The organism is Mycobacterium sp. E787 (assembly GCF_001668725.1).
In the GTDB taxonomy this organism is placed as follows: domain Bacteria; phylum Actinomycetota; class Actinomycetes; order Mycobacteriales; family Mycobacteriaceae; genus Mycobacterium.
Map to the genome: position 1 here is coordinate 30,479 of NZ_LZKL01000071.1, position 16,113 is coordinate 46,591.

Annotated in this window: 9 protein-coding genes and 1 pseudogene; 4 read left to right on the top strand and 6 right to left on the bottom strand. The window is 68.3% G+C overall.

From position 1 onward, the window contains the following. The first annotated feature begins 13 nt into the window (after window positions 1-13). Window positions 14-655 (top strand): TetR/AcrR family transcriptional regulator, encoded by a 642-nt coding sequence (locus tag A5705_RS15185; RefSeq protein ID WP_068278393.1) that lies wholly within the window; start codon window positions 14-16, stop codon window positions 653-655. 30 nt (window positions 656-685) lie between these two features. Further along, window positions 686-1,879 carry a DNA polymerase IV gene (gene dinB / locus A5705_RS15190; RefSeq protein ID WP_068278398.1) on the top strand — a complete coding sequence of 398 codons (1,194 nt, stop codon included), beginning with the start codon at window positions 686-688 and terminating at the stop codon, window positions 1,877-1,879. Between the two features lie 30 nt (window positions 1,880-1,909). Here dinB and A5705_RS15195 read toward each other — a convergent pair whose 3' ends face one another. Then, entirely contained in the window at window positions 1,910-3,760 is a 1,851-nt protein-coding gene (locus A5705_RS15195; protein ID WP_067879406.1) for a bifunctional diguanylate cyclase/phosphodiesterase, read from the bottom strand. 569 nt (window positions 3,761-4,329) lie between these two features. Beyond that, window positions 4,330-5,340: a PHP domain-containing protein gene (locus tag A5705_RS15200; protein ID WP_067879403.1), complete on the bottom strand. Its 1,011-nt coding sequence runs from the start codon at window positions 5,338-5,340 to the stop codon at window positions 4,330-4,332. Window positions 5,341-5,511: 171 nt separating this feature from the next. Here A5705_RS15200 and A5705_RS15205 point away from each other — a divergent pair, with 171 nt between their 5' ends. Continuing rightward, window positions 5,512-7,488, top strand: a complete 1,977-nt coding sequence (locus tag A5705_RS15205) for a serine/threonine-protein kinase PknD (protein ID WP_068278400.1) — start codon at window positions 5,512-5,514, stop codon at window positions 7,486-7,488. Between the two features lie 187 nt (window positions 7,489-7,675). Here the strand turns inward: A5705_RS15205 and A5705_RS15210 are convergent, their stop codons facing one another. Further along, window positions 7,676-8,107, bottom strand: a complete 432-nt coding sequence (locus A5705_RS15210; RefSeq protein WP_068278402.1) for a hypothetical protein — start codon at window positions 8,105-8,107, stop codon at window positions 7,676-7,678. A 50-nt stretch (window positions 8,108-8,157) separates the two neighbouring features. On the opposite strand from A5705_RS15210, the gene A5705_RS15215 reads away from it, so the two are divergent. Then, complete coding sequence (locus tag A5705_RS15215; protein WP_067879396.1) at window positions 8,158-9,009, top strand: LLM class F420-dependent oxidoreductase; 852 nt, start codon at window positions 8,158-8,160, stop codon at window positions 9,007-9,009. 330 nt (window positions 9,010-9,339) lie between these two features. Here A5705_RS15215 and A5705_RS15220 read toward each other — a convergent pair whose 3' ends face one another. The 3 genes and pseudogenes from A5705_RS15220 to A5705_RS29195 form a co-directional block, all read right to left on the bottom strand. After that, window positions 9,340-10,806, bottom strand: coding sequence for a glutamate synthase subunit beta (locus A5705_RS15220; RefSeq protein ID WP_067879394.1), 1,467 nt, complete (start codon window positions 10,804-10,806; stop codon window positions 9,340-9,342). Continuing rightward, window positions 10,799-15,388 (bottom strand): glutamate synthase large subunit, encoded by a 4,590-nt coding sequence (gene gltB, locus A5705_RS15225; RefSeq protein ID WP_068278404.1) that lies wholly within the window; start codon window positions 15,386-15,388, stop codon window positions 10,799-10,801. The genes A5705_RS15220 and gltB overlap by 8 nt, the downstream gene beginning before the upstream one ends. A 649-nt stretch (window positions 15,389-16,037) precedes the next feature. Further along, window positions 16,038-16,113 (bottom strand): annotated as a pseudogene (locus tag A5705_RS29195) (hypothetical protein); the annotation flags it as partial.

The following is a 16,113-nucleotide window of genomic DNA, read 5'->3' on the forward strand; positions in this document are numbered from 1 at the left end:
AAAGTAACGTGCCGTGACGACCGCCGGCCCTACTCGCGCCCTTCGCGGCCGCCGCGCACTGCGCCCCTCCGGTGACGACCGCGAGCAGGCGATCCTCGCCACCGCCGAGCGACTGCTGGAAGAGCGTGGTTTTGCCGGCATCTCCGTCGACGACCTCGCCAAGGGCGCCGGCCTGTCCCGGCCGACCTTCTACTTCTATTTCAAGTCCAAGGAAGCGGTGCTGCTGTCGCTGCTGGAACCGGTCATCGCGCGGGCCGACTCCGAGTTCGACGGCGCGGTGCAGCGCCTGCCGGAGGACCCGCGTCGCGTGTGGCGCAACGGCATCAAGGCGTTCTACCGCGCGTTCAGCTCGCACCGCACGCTGGCCCGCGCCGCCACAGAGGCGCTGGCCACCAGCTCCGAGCTCCGCGCGGTGTGGCTGGGATTCATGCAGAAGTGGATCGACCAAACCGCGGCCATGATCACGGCCGAACGCGCGCGCGGCGCCGCCCCGGAGACCATCCCGGCCGCCGACCTGGCGACGTCGCTGAACCAGATGAACGAACGCACGATGATGGCCGCGCTCGCGGCCGAGGCCCCGGCGGTCGACGAGGACCGGGTCGTCGACACCCTCACGCACATCTGGGTCACCAGCATCTACGGCGAATCGGGCTAGGCTGTCGCAGCCGCATGGGAACATACGTTCGTGCGGTGTGAAGCGTCCATCCTGCACGCGGACCTGGATTCGTTCTATGCGTCCGTCGAACAGCGCGACGACCCGACCCTGCGGGGGCGTCCGGTGATCGTCGGCGGCGGGGTCGTGCTGGCCGCCAGCTACGAGGCCAAGGCCTACGGCGTGCGCACCGCGATGGGCGGCGCGCAGGCCCGCCGCCTGTGCCCGTCCGCCGTGGTGGTGCCGCCGCGGATGAACGCCTACTCCCGCGCCAGCGACGCCGTGTTCGAGGTCTTCCGCGACTGCACCCCGATCGTGGAGGCGCTGTCGGTGGACGAAGCCTTCCTCGATGTCGGCGGCCTGCACCGGGTCTCCGGCACGCCGGTACGGATCGCGGAACGGCTGCGCGCCGACGTGCGCGACCGCGTCGGCCTGCCCATCACCGTCGGCATCGCCCGGACTAAGTTCCTCGCCAAGGTCGCCAGCCGGGAAGCCAAGCCCGACGGGCTGCTGCTGGTGCCGCCCGACCAGGAGTTGGCGTTCCTGCGTCCGCTGCCGGTGCGCCGGCTTTGGGGCGTGGGCGCGAAGACCGCCGAGAGGCTGCACGCGCACGGCATCACGACCGTCGCGGACGTCGCCGAGCTCAGCGAGTCGACGCTCGCCTCGATGCTGGGCGGGGCGATGGGCCGCCAGCTGTATGCGCTGTCGCGCAACATCGACCGCCGCCGGGTGAACACCGGCGTGCGCCGCCGCTCCGTGGGCGCGCAGCGGGCGCTGGGCCGCGCCGGCAACCGCATGTCGGCGGCCGAGGTCGACGCGGTGGTGGTGAACCTGATCGACCGCATCACCGCCCGGATGCGCGCCGCCGGGCGCACCGGTCGCACGGTGGTGCTGCGGCTGCGCTTCGACGACTTCGGCCGGGCGACCCGGTCACACACTCTGCCGTGGGCCACCTCGTCGACACAGCCGATCCTGGCCGCCGCGCGGCAGCTCGTCGCGTCCGCGGCGCCCCTCATCGCGGAGCGCGGCCTGACCCTGGTCGGCTTCGCGGTGTCGGGCATCGACCGCAGCGGCGCGCAGCAATTGATGCTTCCGTTCGGTGGGGGTAGGCCGACCGTCGATGAGGCAATCGATCAAGTGCGCCGTCGCTACGGCAGATCCGCCCTCACGCCGGCGGTGTTGGTCGGCAGGGACCCGGGCTTCGAGATGCCGCACCTCCCCGACTGACGCAGCCGCACCCGGTCCAGCACGCCCGCGCTAGATCGCCTCGCCGGTCAGCGCCTCCTCGCTGGCGAAGCAGGTCATCGGCACCCGGCGTCTGAACAGCAGTGACTCCATGGCGCTGCCGGTAACCGGGCGCGAGAACAGAAAACCCTGCGCCCGATGACATCCGTGCTCCAACAGGGTCTGTACGGCGGCCGGCGTCTCGACGCCCTCAGCGACCAGTTGCAGGCCGAAGGCCTCCGCGAGGCCGATGATGGCGCGAACGATGGCCAAGTCGCTGGTGTTGGTGTCCAGGTCGCGGACGAATCCGGCGTCGATTTTCAGCATGTCGACCGGAAGGGATTTCAGGTGCGACAGCACCGCATACCCGGTGCCGAAGTCGTCGATGGCGATCTGGACCCCGACCTCCTTCAACTCCGCGAGGGTTCGCCGAGTGGTTTCGATGTCGCGAACCACGGCGCGCTCGGTGATCTCCAGGCACACCGATCCGCCGTCGATGCCGAACTCCTCGATGGTGTCGGCGACGCTGCGGACGAAATTCGGGGTGATCAGCTGAACGGGCGACACGTTGATGCGCATTGTCGCGCCGTGTCCCACCCCGTTGGATTGCCACCGGCTGAACTCGGCGCAGGCGCTTCGCATGACCCATCGGCCCAGGTCTGCGGCGAGGTTGGTCGATTCGGCCACGCCGATGAACGAATCCGGTAGCAACAGCCCGCGCGTCGGGTGCCGCCAACGGACCAGCGCCTCGGCGCCCAGGATTTCGCGGGTCAGCAAGTCGACTTCGGGCAGGTAGTGCAGCAGCAGGGCATCGCTGTCGATGCCGGCCTGCAGATGGAACTCGATATCGTTGCGGAAGACGATATTGCGAGAGATGTCGCTGGTGCACACCACGACCTGGTTGCCCCCCGCGCGCTTGGCCGTCAGGGCGGCCTCGTCCGCTCGGCGAAGTAGATCCGCGGTGTTGTCGTGTCCCGGCTTACCCACCGCCATCCCGATGCTGACGGAGGGAGTGATCACGTCGTCGCCGATCTTCAATGGCGCGCACAGCGTCCTCTGAAGCCGCTGCGCGAGTGATTCCGCGCTCCTGGTGAGCATCGCCCGGTCCGAGAAGACGAGGAACTCGTCCCCGCCGATCCGACCGATCGTGCCCTGGTCGCCCAAGCTTGCCTGAAGCCGTTCGGCGAAGACCTTGAGGAAGTAATCGCCGGCGGGGTGGCCGAAGTAATCGTTGATCGCTTTCAGCCGATCGAGATCGAAATACAAGACCGCGACGGGTCCGGGGCGTCCCGCCGCGAGTCTGTCGGAGAGGCGCGCGACAACCGATCGACGATTGTGCAGGCCGGTCAGATCGTCATGCTCAGCCAGGTGCCGAAGCCCTTCTTCGGCGGCGATGCGGGCCTGAAGCTGGGCGAACAGAGTCGCCACCGCCCCCAGGGTGCCCAGCTCTTCCTGCTTCCACTTCTTGCGGCGATAGTTGACGAAGCCGAGTACACCCGTGGTCACCCCTCTGGTAACCAGCGGAGCGGCCGCCATCGACGGTGTCGCGATGCGGCGTCTTCCCGTTTGGCGCTGAAAGGCCTTGTACGCATAGGTCGTCGCGGCCGACGGCCGGATCACCACCGGTTCCGTGGGCTGTACCGCGAGCGGTTCCTTGCCGTGCGCGCAGGGGCCGAAGACGTCGTCGGCGCTGGTGAAGTCGACGATCGGCAAGAGATCCGCTTGTGGGCGGTCGGGTCGCGACGGCCATTCCGCGATCAATTTGGAGGCCGCGATGGCCGGGTCGTTGTGGCGTAAGAAACCGGTGTCCGCGTCGAACATGCGAACAAGCCTCGCCAGTACCTGTTGGCTCACCGTCGTGGCGGTGTACGCATTCGCCTCCATCAGTTGGGCGGCAACGGAGTTGACGAATCCTAGACCGCGCGACACGGTGCCTCGATCGCCGTCCTGCGGACAGTCTCACCAGGTTCACGCACGTCACCAGGCAAGTCGGGCCATGCCGACCAGGGCCGGAGCGGTGGCCCGGTCATCGTCGGACCACCGACGACATCCAGGTTTTGCCGCTGACCCGCCGGCGAATCGGATGGTCTCTTCGGCGCCGGCAGTTCGGGCCGCCGCCTACCGAGCGTGTGCCGGGTGGCGCAAGCCTTCCGCAGGGTGGAGCGTTCGCCAGCATCTGCTCGATCTGGTTCCACGCCACATTCCTTCTCGTCCGTTTCGCTGACGACGCCGTGGCCGGCGCACGCTTCTTGCCGGCCGGCGTCCCTGTCCGCCGGTGTGACGATCCCGCGCACGGATCCCCAAGCGTGTCGAGGCCGGCGGGCTCGCCATACCTAATCTACAGTCAATGACGCATAAACGGTACGTCGAGTTTGGATTTGACCCATTTTTATTATGTGTCGTACGTCACTGGCGGTCTGACGCGTGAGTGAAACGGCCCCCCGCTGCCTCACCTACCCGAGCGCTGCCGTCCACTCCAGCAGCTGGTCGGCCGGCCAGGTGTTGACGATCCGCTCGACCGGCACGCCCGCGTCCAGCGCGCGCTGGGCGCCGTAGCCGAGGAAGTCCAGCTGGCCGGGCGCGTGCGCGTCGGTATCGATGCTGAACACGCAGCCGATCTCGAGCGCCAGCTGGAGCAGCCGGGTCGGCGGGTCCCGGCGTTCGGGACGGGAGTTGATCTCCACGGCCGTCCCATGGTCGCGACAAGCGGTGAACACCGCCTCGGCGTCGAACTTCGATTCGGGCCGGATGCCGCGCCCACCCGCGACCAGCCGGCCGGTGCAGTGGCCCAGCACGTCGGCGTGCGGATTGGAGACGGCGCGCAGCATGCGCCGCGTCATCGCCGGCGCATCCATCGACAGCTTCGAGTGGACGCTGGCCACGACGACGTCGAGGCGCTCGAGGAGCTCGGGTTCCTGGTCCAGGCCGCCGTCCTCGAGGATGTCGACCTCGATTCCGGTGAGGATGCGCATCGGCGCAAACTGGTCGCGCAACCGGTCGATGACGTCGAGTTGCGCGCGCAGCCGCTCCGGCGACAGGCCGTTGGCGATGGTCAGCCGCGGCGAGTGGTCGGTCAGCGCGCAGTACTCGTGGCCCAGCGCCGACGCGGTGGCCATCATCTCGTCGATCGGCGCCGACCCGTCCGACCAGTTCGAGTGCAGGTGCAAGTCGCCGCGCAGCGCGGACCGGATGTCTCCGCCACCGAGATCTTCAGCGGCGGAACGCAATTCGACCAGGAGGTCGGGTTCTCGACCCGACCAGGCCTGGTCGATGACCTTCGCGGTCTTGGGACCGATGCCCGGCAACGTCTGCCAGCTGTTGGCCTGCCCGTGCCGCTCCCGCGCCGCGTCGTCAAGCGCTTCGACGATGTCGGCGGCGTTGCGGTAGGCCATCACCCGCCTGGGATCGTGGCGGCTGCGGTCCTTGTAGTAGGCGATCTGCCGCAGCGCCGTTACCGGGTCCATGGCTCCAGTGTGCCCAGGCGGTGACTGCAAGCGCGGCCGAGCCTGGCGCCGCGGCTCCCTGCCCGTTTTGCAGTGGGTCGGCTGGCCCAGGTTCTAGTGTTGTAGCCGGCAAACGTCGGCGCAGGGATCAGGTGTCGCGTTCGCAGCGTGCGACGAGGTGAGGAGTCGGCGATGAGCGACGCCGCAGACACCACAATGGGGTCGCGCGCGGGGTCGATGTTCGGGCACTATCGGCTACACCGACTGCTTGGCCCCGGCGGGTTCGGCGAGGTGTATGAGGCCGAAGACACCGTGCTGCATCGCCTGGTGGCGCTGAAACTGATCGCCGCCCGCTACTCGCACGATCCGGTGTTTCGCGAGCGGCTGTTTCGTGAGGCCCAGCACGCGGCGCGGTTACATGATCCGCACGTGGTCCCCATCCACGGCTGCGGAGAGATCGACGGGCAGCTCTATATCGACATGCGCCTGATCAAGGGCATCAACTTGCAGGCCCTGCTGGCCCGCGAGGGGCCGCTCGACCCGCCTCGTGCGGTGGCCATCGTGCGTCAGATCGCGTCGGCGCTCGATGCAGCTCATGCCGATCAGGTGACGCACCGCGACGTCAAACCCGGCAACATCCTCGTCAACCGGGACGACTTCGCCTGCCTGGTGGATTTCGGGTTGGCCAACGCGGCGGGCGAGGCGAAGTTGACCAGCACCGGCACCACCATCGGCACGTTCGCCTACATGGCCCCAGAGCGGTTCGGCAACGCTGAAGTGACCGCCCGGTCCGACATCTACGCACTGGCGTGTGTGCTCTATGAATGCCTGACCGGCTCGCAGCCCTACGCGCCGGGTGATCTGCCCGCCTTGATCACCGCGCACCTCACGGCCCCTATCCCGCGTCCGAGCCAGTGTCGACCAGACATCCCCGCCGCGTTCGACGAAGTGATCGCGCGGGGCATGGCCAAAGACCCCACGCAGCGCTACGCGAGCGCCGGGGATCTCGCCCTCGCCGCCCAACACGCCCTGGGCAACCCCGACCGAGACGACGCCGACACCATCCTCATCGGTAGCGGCGCCAGCCCGGCATCCGAGACCATTGCGGCGCCAACACCGTTGGCGCCCGCCGACACCCTCGTCGTCACACCACTGGCCGCAGCACAGACAGCGGAGGTTCCCTCGACCGACACGCCGACGCGGCCGACTGCGCCGAACCTGGTGCCATCAGCAAAGCCGGAGCGGCCTCAACGCCCCAGTCCCGCAAAGAGATTCAGCGGCAAGCGGCGGCTGGCGGTCGCGGTGGGTGCCGTCGCGCTGACCGCCGCCGCCATCGTCGGCATAGTGATCATGGTCGGGCAGAGGTCGGCGCCCCCGGCGACGCCGCCCCCGGCGCCGCCGCCGCCGGCCGCCAAGCCGTCCCAGGCGGTGCTGCTCGCCGGTGTCGAGGATCCCCGGGGTGTCGCGGTGGACAGTGGCGGCACCGTCTACGTCGCCGAAAGCGGCAACGACAAGGTGCTGACGCTGCCCCCAGGATCCACCACCCCGACGGTGCTGCGGTTCACCGGCCAGCGCGACACCCTGGGGATCGCCGTGGACGGCCGGGGCACGGTCTACTTGACGGACTCGATCGACAACGAGGTGGCGGCGCTACCCGCCGGATCGACGATCCCCACGGTCCTGCCGTTCACCGGCCTCGACTATCCGTCCGGGGTCGCGGTGGACGGCAACGGCACCGTCTACGTCGCCGACACGGGAAACCACCGGGTGCTGGCGCTGGCCGCGGGATCGACGACCCAGCGAACGCTGCCGTTCACCGACCGGCCTGACGCGTGCGGGGTGGCGGTGGACGGCAAGGGCGCCGTCTACGTCACCGACACGCGTAACAACCAGGTGCTGATGCTGCCCCCGGGCTCCAACACTCCGACGGTGCTGCCGTTCACGGGGCTCGGCTATCCATCCGGTGTCGCGGTGGACAGCAGCGGCGCCGTCTACGTCGTCGACTCGAACAACCACCGGGTGCTGAAGCTGCCCGCCGGATCCACCACCCCGACGGTGCTGCCGTTCGCCGGCCTCAAAAGCCCCTGGAGTGTGGCACTGGACGGCAAGGGGGCCATCTATGTCACCGACTCGCAGAACAACCGGGTGGTGAAGCTGCCGGCGTCCTGATCGCGTTGAGTTCCCCGACACCCATGCGCCAGAACGCAATTCGACCAGCAATCGGGTTCGCGACGATCCGACCGGGCCTGGTCGATGACGTTCGCGGCGGCATCGACGATAGGCGATCACCCGCATGGGGCCGTGGCGGCGAGCGCGGCGCAGCGGGCGCTGCAGGTCCCCGCCGGCAGCGGCCGGGTCAGAAGAACTGGCCGGCGATGAACCCCGCGAGCAGCACGGCGAACCCCCCGATTTCGCCGCCGATGAGCAAGGCCATCGCGATCGCGATTCCCCGGTTGGGCCGCTCGAATTGGTTGACGGTGTCGCGCCGCGCCCCGTGGCCGATGTAGCTGAGGATGGCGCCGACGAAAAAGAAGACGACGACGCCCGCCGCGGTGAGGTTGACCCACGCCGGCCAGGCGCTGAGTTCGACGAAGGCCGCCAGCAGCAGCGTCGCGAACGAGTAGAGCAGCGCCGCGCGGTGCGCGATGTCGACGTACGGGTGCGCACGGTGATCCTCGGCGGCCATGATCTGGCGGTACTTCCACACACCGAGCACCAGCGCGAGCAGGAAGATCAGGCCGGCCGCCAACAGGGTGATCCTGGTGTCCGGGCCGAGGGTGTGGGTCATCGTCTGACGAGTTTAGTTTCCCTTAATAAACCCGGACTACCGTCGGGGTCATGCGATTCGCGTTCAAAACCTCACCCCAGAACACCACTTGGGCCGACATGCTCGCCGTCTGGCAGGCCGCCGACGACATCGACGTCTTCGAGTCCGGCTGGACCTTCGACCACTTCTATCCGATCTTCTCCGACAGCAGCGGACCCTGCCTCGAAGGCTGGACGACGCTGACCGCGCTGGCCCAGGCCACCCAGCGGTTGCGGCTGGGCACCCTGGTCACCGGCATTCACTACCGCCACCCGGCCGTGCTGGCGAATATGGCCGCGGCGCTGGACATCATCTCGAACGGACGCCTCGAACTCGGCATCGGTGCGGGCTGGAACGAGGAGGAGTCGGGCGCCTATGGCATCGAGCTGGGTTCCATCAGGGAACGCTTCGACCGATTCGAGGAAGCCTGCCAGGTGCTGATCAGCCTGCTGAGCGAGGAGACCACGGACTTCGCGGGCAAGTACTACCAACTCAAAGGCGCCCGCAACGAGCCCAAGGGCGTGCAGCGCCCGCACCCGCCGATCTGCATCGGCGGCAGCGGCGAGAAGCGCACCCTCCCGATCACCGCGCGCTACGCCCAGCACTGGAACTTCGCCGGCGGCCCGCCCGAATTGTTCGCACAGAAGCGCGACGTGCTGGCCGCGCGGTGTGCGGACATCGGTCGGGACCCCAAGGAGATCACCATGTCGGCTCATCTGCGCCTCGAGCCGGACCTGGACTACGGGAAGGTGATGGCCGATGCCGCCGCCCTGGGCGCCGAGGGACTGGACCTCGGCATCGTCTACCTCCCCCCGCCGCACGACCCCGCCGTCCTGGAACCGTTGGCGGAGGCGATCCGGGATTCGGGGTTGTGGGACGGCTGATCCCGAGCAAACTCCGCCGGAATCGTGAGGTGGCGCCTACACCCCGAACAGCATCAGCTCTTCGGCGGTGATCAGTCGTTCTTGCTTAGCGGGGAATTCGCGGCTCTTCACCGGGTGACGTAACCACGACCAGGCGATTCGCCCCATCCGCGACCGAGGTACCGGGTTGACATTCACAGTGACCACTCCTGCGATCGGTCCGTTCTGGCGGGACTCCCCCGTGACTACTCTGTGACAGAGCCCACAACGAACCATTAGACAACAACCGCCTGGCAAACGTGGGCAGAAACGCCGAATTGAATTCTTCTGTTTCTGGTGTGACCGATGTGACTAAGTAAGGGGCGTCGCGGTCGGCTTGATGGGCGCCGGCAAGGCCGTCGAACCCATCAGGAACCGGTCCACGCCCGCCGCGGCGGCCCGGCCCTCAGCTATCGCCCAAACGATCAATGACTGGCCACGACCCATGTCACCGGCAACGAAAACGCCGGGCACCGAGGTGTCGAAGTCGGCGCCGCGCGCGACGTTGCCGCGATCGGTGAGCTTGACGTCGAGGTCGGTGAGGAGCCCCGGCTTCTCCGGACCGACGAATCCCATCGCCAGCAACACCAGATCGGCCTCGAGTTCGAAGTCGGAACCCTCGACTTTGACGAACTTGCCGTCCTGCATCGTCACCTCGTGGGCCTTCAGCCCGGTCACGTGGCCGTCCTTGCCGACGAACTCCTCGGTGTTCACCGAGAACACCCGCTCGCCGCCCTCTTCGTGCGCCGACGAGACCCGGTACATCAGCGGGTAGGTCGGCCACGGGGTCGATTCCGCGCGCGCGTCCGGCGGGCGCGGCATGATCTCGAACTGGTGCACCGCGATGGCGCCCTGCCGGTGCACGGTGCCCAGGCAGTCGGCCCCGGTGTCACCGCCGCCGATGATGACGACCCGTTTGCCCTTGGCGGTGATCGGCGGCTGGCCGTCCTCGTCCAAGACGTCATCGCCCTCCTGCACGCGGTTGCCCCACGGCAGGAACTCCATCGCCTGGTGGATCCCGTCGAGCTCGCGGCCGGGAATCGGCAGATCGCGCCAGGCGGTGGCTCCCCCGGCGAGCACCACGGCGTCGAAGTCGGCGCGCAGCTGTTCGGCGGTGACGTCGACGCCGACGTTGACGTTCGGCCGGAACTCCGTGCCCTCGGCGCGCATCTGGTCCAGCCGCCGGTCCAGGACGCGCTTTTCCATTTTGAATTCCGGGATGCCGTAGCGCAGCAGGCCGCCGATGCGGTCGTCGCGCTCGAAGACGGTCACGGTGTGGCCCGCGCGCGTCAGCTGCTGGGCGGCGGCCAGCCCGGCGGGCCCCGAACCGACCACGGCGACCGTCTTTCCGGTCCGCTGATCGGGCGGGAGCGGCACCACAAAGCCTTCCTCGAAGGCCCGGTCGATGATCTCCAGCTCGATCTGCTTGATCGTCACCGGATCCTGGTTGATGCCCAACACGCACGCCGGCTCGCACGGCGCCGGGCACAGCCGGCCGGTGAAGTCCGGGAAGTTGTTGGTGGCGTGCAGCCGTTCGATCGCGTCGCGCCAGCGGCCCCGGCGCACCAGGTCGTTCCACTCCGGGATCAGGTTGCCCAGCGGACAGCCGTTGTGGCAGAACGGAATACCACAGTCCATGCAGCGGGTCGCCTGCTCGCGCAGGGTCTCTTCGCCGAAGTCCTCATAGACCTCGTGCCAGTCCTTCAGCCGCAGCGGGACAGGGCGGCGCTGCGGCAGTTCCCGATGCGTGTATTTCAGGAAGCCGGTCGGATCAGCCATGCGCGGCCGCCATGATCGCTTTGTCGACATCGACGCCGTCGCGCTCCGCCTCGGCGATGGCCTGCAGCACGCGCTTGTAGTCCCGCGGCATCACCTTGACGAAGTGGCGGCACTGGCCGGGCCAATCGGCCAGGATCCGCTGGCCGACAGCCGAATCGGTGGCGTCGATGTGCGCCTGGATGGTGGCGTGCAGGTATTCGGCATCGTCCTCGTCCGGTGTCTCGAGCTCGACCATTTCGGCGTTGAGGTTCTGCGGCAGCTCACCGTCCGGGTCGTACACGTAGGCCACGCCGCCGGACATGCCGGCGGCGAAGTTGCGCCCGGTGCGGCCGAGGATGACGACCTTGCCGCCGGTCATGTATTCGCAGCCGTGGTCCCCGACGCCCTCGACCACGGCATGCGCGCCGGAGTTTCGCACCGCGAACCGTTCGCCGACCACGCCGCGCAAGTAGACCTCCCCGCTGGTGGCGCCGAACAGGATCACGTTGCCGCCGATGATGTTGTCCTCGGCGACGTAGTCCTGCGGCGCGTTGTCCGACGGCCGCACGACGATCCGCCCGCCGGACAGCCCCTTGCCGACGTAGTCGTTGGCGTCGCCGTAGACGCGCAGCGTGATCCCCCTCGGCACGAAGGCGCCGAAGCTGTTGCCGGCGGATCCGTCGAAGGTGATGTCGATGGTGCCGTCCGGCAGCCCTTGTCCGCCATAGGCTTTCGTGAGCTCGTGGCCGAGCATGGTGCCCACCGTTCGGTTGACGTTGCCGATCGTGGTGGAGAACCGGACCGGCTTGCCCGAGTCCAGGGCCTCGCGGCTCATCACGATCAACTGCTGATCGAGCGCCTTGTCCAGGCCGTGATCCTGGCGCGAGCTGCAGTACAGGTCCTGGTTCATGAACGCCGACTCGGGCTCGTGCAGCACCGGCGCGAGGTCCAGCTTGTGGGCCTTCCAGTGCGCCCGGGCCAGCGTGGTGTCCAGTGACCCAACCTGCCCGACGGCCTCGTTGAAGGTCCGGAAGCCCAACTGCGCCATGTATTCCCGCACCTCTTCGGCGATGAACAGGAAGAAGTTCTCGACGAATTCGGGCTTGCCGGTGAACCGCTCCCGCAGCACCGGGTTCTGGGTGGCGACGCCGACCGGGCAGGTGTCCAGGTGGCACACCCGCATCATGATGCAGCCCGCCACCACCAGCGGGGCGGTGGCGAAGCCGAACTCCTCGGCGCCGAGCAGCGCGGCGATCATCACGTCGCGTCCGGTCTTGAGCTGCCCGTCCACCTGGACCACGATCCGGTCACGTAATCCGTTGAGCAGCAACGTCTGCTGCGTCTCGGCCAGCCCCAGCTCCCACGGAGCACCCGCGTGCTTCTGCGAGGTCAGCGGCGTCGCCCCGGTGCCGCCGTCGTGTCCCGAGATGAGCACCACGTCGGCGTGCGCCTTGGAAACCCCGGCCGCGACCGTGCCCACCCCGTTCTCGGACACCAGCTTGACGTGCACGCGCGCCGCCGGGTTGGCGTTCTTCAGGTCGTGGATCAGCTGCGCCAGGTCCTCGATGGAGTAGATGTCGTGGTGCGGCGGCGGCGAGATCAGCCCGACGCCGGGCGTGGAGTGCCGCACCTCGGCCACCCACGGGTACACCTTGTGGCCCGGAAGCTGGCCGCCTTCACCGGGTTTGGCGCCCTGGGCCATCTTGATCTGGATGTCGGAGCAGTTGGTCAGGTAGTGCGAGGTGACCCCGAACCGGGCCGAGGCGACCTGCTTGATCGCGCTGCGGCGCCAGTCGCCATTGGGGTCGCGTTCAAATCGCTTGACGTCCTCGCCGCCCTCGCCGCTGTTGGACCGGCCGCCCAGGCGGTTCATCGCGATGGCCAAGGTCTCGTGCGCCTCCGCCGAGATCGAGCCGTAGCTCATCGCGCCCGTGGAGAAGCGCTTGACGATCTCGCTGGCCGGCTCCACCTCGTCCAGCGGAACGGGGGGACGGACGTCGCCGCGGAACTTGAGCAGCCCGCGCAGCGACGCCAGCCGCTCACTCTGGTCGTCGACCAGGCGTGTGTATTCCTTGAAGATCTTGTACTGCCCGGTGCGGGTCGCGTGCTGCAGCTTGAACACCGTCTCCGGGTTGAACAAGTGGTACTCGCCCTCGCGCCGCCACTGGTATTCGCCGCCCACCTCGAGTTCGCGGTGGGCGCGCTCGTCGGGCCGGTCCAGGTAGGCCAGCCTGTGGCGGGTCGCGACGTCGGCAGCGATGTCCTCGAGGGTGATGCCGCCGGTCGGGCAGCTCAGCCCGGTGAAGTACTCGTCGAGCACGTCCTCGGAAATCCCGACCGCCTGGAACAGCTGCGCGCCGGTGTAGGAGGCCAGCGTCGAAATGCCCATCTTGGACATGACTTTCAGCACGCCCTTGCCGGCGGCCTTGACGTAGTTGTTCAGGGCCTTGCTGCGGTCTTGCGCGCTGGAGAAGCCGTCGAAGGCGCCGCGATCGAGCATGTCTTCGATCGACTCGAACGCCAGGTACGGGTTGATGGCCGCCGCGCCGAAACCGATCAGCGCCGCCATGTGGTGCACCTCGCGGGCGTCGCCGGTCTCGACCACCAGGCCGACGTGGGTGCGGGTCCGGTCGCGCACCAGGTGGTGGTGCACCGCCGACACCGCCAGCAGCGACGGGATCGGGGCCAGCCGCTCGTCGGACTCGCGGTCGGACAGGATGATGACCCGGGCGCCGTCGGCGATCGCCGCCGACGCCTGCGCGCGCACGTCCTCGAGGGCCGCGGCCAGGCCGGAGCCGCCCTCGGTGACGGGGTACAGGCAGCGAATCACCTTCGACCGCATGCCGTGTGGGCGCCCGTTGACCTCGTCGTCGGGGTTGAGGTTGATCAGCTTGGCCAGCTCGTAGTTCCGCAGGATCGGCTGTTGCAGCACGATCTGGTGACAGGAGTGCTCGTCCGGGTTGAGCAGGTCGCGCTCGCCGCCGGTGGTGCCCTGCAGGCTGGTGACCACCTCCTCGCGGATGGCGTCCAGCGGCGGGTTGGTCACCTGGGCGAACAGCTGCTGGAAGTAGTCGTAGAGCATCCGCGGGCGCTGCGACAGCACGGCCACCGGGGTGTCGGTGCCCATCGAGCCGATCGGCTCGGCGCCGGAGCGGACCATCGGCGCCACCAACAGGTTGAGTTCCTCGTAGGTGTAGCCGAAAGTCAACTGCCGCTTCACGAGTCGCTCGTGGGGCATCCGGACGTACTTGCCCGCCGGCAGGTCGTCCAACGGAACCAGGCCCTTGTCGAGCCATTCCTGATACGGGTGCTCGGCGGCGAGTTCGGCCTTGATCTCCTCGTCAGAGACGATGCGGCCCTGGGCCGTGTCCACCAGGAACATGCGGCCGGGCTGCAGCCGCATCCGGCGCACCACCCTGGCCGGGTCCAGGTCGAGCACGCCGGCCTCGGAAGCCATCACCACCAGGCCGTCGTCGGTGACCCAGATCCGCGAGGGGCGCAAGCCATTTCGGTCCAGCACGGCGCCGATGACGGTGCCGTCGGTGAACGTCATCGACGCCGGGCCGTCCCACGGCTCCATCAACGAGGCGTGGTACTGGTAGAACGCCCGCCGCGCGGGGTCCATCGACTCGTGGCGCTCCCAGGCCTCGGGGATCATCATCAGCACCGCGTGCGCCAGGCTGCGGCCGCCGAGGTGGAGCAGTTCGAGCGCCTCGTCGAAGCGCGCGGTGTCGGAGGCGCCCGGGGTGCAGATCGGGAACAGCTTCTCGACGTCGTCGCCGAAGAGGTCGGTCTTGATCAGCGCCTCGCGGGCCCGCATCCAGTTCTCGTTGCCGTTGACGGTGTTGATCTCGCCGTTGTGGGCGATGCGCCGGAACGGGTGTGCGAGCGGCCAGGACGGGAAGGTGTTCGTGGAGAAGCGGGAGTGCACGATGCCCAGCGCACTGGTCAGCCGATCGTCTTGCAGGTCAAGGTAGAACGCCTTGAGCTGCGGAGTGGTCAGCATGCCCTTGTAGATAAAAGTCTGGCCGGAAAGGCTTGGGAAATATACGGTTTCGCGACCGGGGCCGTCCTGGCCGGGGCCCTTCGTGCCCAGCTCGTGCTCGGCGCGCTTGCGGACCACGTACGCGCGGCGCTCCAGCGCCATCCCCGAGGCGCCGGTCATGAACACCTGCCGGAAGGTGGGCATCGCGTCGCGCGACAACGCGCCCAGCGACGAGTCGTCGGTTGGCACGTTGCGCCAGCCGATGACCTGCAGGCCCTCGGACTCGGCGATCTTTTCCACCGCGGCGCACGCGGCCGCGGCGTCCCTGGAGGACTGCGGCAGGAACGCGATGCCGGTGGCGTAGCTGCCCGGCGGGGGCAGCTCGAATTCCACGACCTCGCGCAGGAAAGCGTCCGGGACCTGAATCAGGATGCCGGCGCCGTCACCGCTGCGCGGCTCGGCGCCCTGGGCACCGCGGTGTTCGAGGTTGAGCAGGGCCGTGATCGCCTTATCGACGATGTCTCGGCTGCGACGGCCGTGCATATCGACGACCATGGCTACCCCGCACGAATCGTGCTCGAACGCGGGGTTGTACAACCCAACGCGCTTGGGCGTCATATGCACCTGACCCTTCAACCAGAACGTTCTTCGCTGCCGTTACGAGCGGCTCCGACGGGGCCGCAACCGGGGGCCCCGTCGGCGTCTTGCCGATCGGCTGTGCCCCAGGTGGAGGCGAACCGTCAAGGATTCGTCCGTGCAGCGCTGAACGGTGGCCTGGAACCGGCTTCGACAAGTCGTAAAACGATATGACAATACCCGCCTGACATGCCAACTTCGTTAAGTCTAACCGCCCGCTGGCAGCGGCGTAAATTCGCTGCAGCGAACGATCGGCGACGTCGCCGACATGGACGTTTTCGGTTGATATGTTCCCGACCCCAGCGTCGATCCTACCGAACCGCTCGGCATATCCGCCAATGACGCGAGTTTGCTGTGATCACGCACACGCCCGTCGCCCCCGGTGCCGGAGCCGGCCACGCCGCGTGCTCAGCGGACAACGGGGCGAGTCGCGTCCCGGCCGCCGGCTGCCCCGGCGAAGTTTGCACGTCACGGCGTGACCGATACTGGTCCGGTACTGGTCCGGCACGCGAGGAGCCCATGAACGAGCGCGACGAATTCCTGCGCGACCGTCTGCGGCCCGACCAGCACGCCGCGCCCGCGTTGCGCCCGCCGGGCCCCCCACCCGCGGGTCCCCGTCCGGCGCCGCCGGCGCCACGCGGGCCCGCATCCAGTTCTCGTTGCCGTTGACGGTGTTGATCTCGCCGTTGTGGGCGATGCGCCGGAAC

Bases quoted from the DNA above. Each gene is read 5' to 3' on its own strand.
- A5705_RS15195 (WP_067879406.1), bottom strand. From the start codon at position 3,760: ATGGAGGCGAATGCGTACACCGCCACGACGGTGAGCCAACAGGTACTG.
- A5705_RS15200 (WP_067879403.1), bottom strand. From the start codon at position 5,340: ATGGACCCGGTAACGGCGCTGCGGCAGATCGCCTACTACAAGGACCGC.
- A5705_RS15205 (WP_068278400.1), top strand. From the start codon at position 5,512: ATGAGCGACGCCGCAGACACCACAATGGGGTCGCGCGCGGGGTCGATG.
- A5705_RS15210 (WP_068278402.1), bottom strand. From the start codon at position 8,107: ATGACCCACACCCTCGGCCCGGACACCAGGATCACCCTGTTGGCGGCC.
- A5705_RS15215 (WP_067879396.1), top strand. From the start codon at position 8,158: ATGCGATTCGCGTTCAAAACCTCACCCCAGAACACCACTTGGGCCGAC.
- A5705_RS15220 (WP_067879394.1), bottom strand. From the start codon at position 10,806: ATGGCTGATCCGACCGGCTTCCTGAAATACACGCATCGGGAACTGCCG.
- gltB (WP_068278404.1), bottom strand. From the start codon at position 15,388: ATGACGCCCAAGCGCGTTGGGTTGTACAACCCCGCGTTCGAGCACGAT.